The 1,150-nt window shown below is 50.5% G+C and carries 1 protein-coding gene; it reads left to right on the top strand.

Annotated features, from left to right (window positions below; translation table 11 throughout):
* Positions 1–67 precede the first annotated feature (67 nt).
* Positions 68–1,015 (top strand): IS5 family transposase, encoded by a 948-nt coding sequence (locus BTA51_RS28835; RefSeq protein ID WP_094712537.1) that lies wholly within the window; start codon positions 68–70, stop codon positions 1,013–1,015.
* Positions 1,016–1,150: the final 135 nt, after the last annotated feature.

The raw sequence follows: 1,150 nt of genomic DNA, 5'->3' as shown, positions 1-1,150 counted from the left end.
GGAGACTCTGAATAACTCCCCAAATCAGTCATAATACGGCCAAGCTAACTCATCAGGAATACTTTCCATGGAACAGATGACCTTCTCCGAAGCCGAATACCAGAATAAGAAGCGTAAAACCCGCCGGGAAATCTTTCTGGAGCGAATGGATAAGCTGATTCCCTGGAAACAGCTGGAGAAAAAGATCGTTCGCTATTATCCCAAAGGTGAGAATGGCCGCCCACCGTATCCGTTATCCATCATGCTCCGCGTCCATTGTATGCAGCTGTTTTATAACCTCAGTGATCCTGCCATGGAAGATGCGCTGTATGAGATTGAATCCATGCGCCGCTTTGCCGGACTGCGCCTGTCAGACCGACTGCCGGATGAAACCACGATCCTCAATTTTCGTCATCTGCTGGAACGTCACGGTTTGGGCAAAGTGCTATTCAAAGAAGTAAATAAACAACTAGAGAAGCAGGGGCTGATGATGCGGGAAGGCAGTATCGTGGATGCTTCGATTATCTCCGCCCCGAGTTCCACCAAAAATCAAAGTGGCCAACGTGATCCGGAAATGCATCAGACCAAGAAGGGCAATGAATGGCACTTTGGCATGAAGATGCACATTGGTGTAGACAGCGCCCGAGGGCTGATTCATAGCCTTGAAGCAACGGGGGCGAATGTTCACGACATTACCGTTGCGGCCAAATTACTACACGGAGAAGAAGACTCCGTCTTTGGTGATGCGGGTTATCAAGGTATTCAGAAGCGGGAGGAACACCAGAAGCGAACTGGTGTCGCCTGGTTCATCGCACGGCGCCCGGGTGAGCGTCGGACATTGAGTGAAGATCATCAAAGAATGGAGACACTCAAAGCTAGTATCCGGGCCAAAGTGGAACACCCGTTTCGATACATCAAACAGGTGTTTGGCTATGACAAAGTCCGCTATCGAGGGTTGGCCAAGAACAAGAGCCGGCTCTATCTGTTGGCGGCCTTCAGCAATCTGCTGGTGGCCAGGAAAGAGCTGTTGGTATAGGGGCGGAGGGCCCAGATGACGCCCCGCAGGGGTGTAAGATCCAAAATGGCCGGAAAAACACTCTGAATATTCGGCCATATATCGTCGAGAGTAAAAATCACCTCAGAACCTTGGGGTTATTCAGACTCTCCCTAG

The organism is Hahella sp. CCB-MM4, assembly GCF_002260525.1.
Taxonomy (GTDB): domain Bacteria; phylum Pseudomonadota; class Gammaproteobacteria; order Pseudomonadales; family Oleiphilaceae; genus Hahella.
Note: the sequence above shows the minus strand (reverse complement) of the source record. Positions and strands in the feature narration are given on the sequence as shown.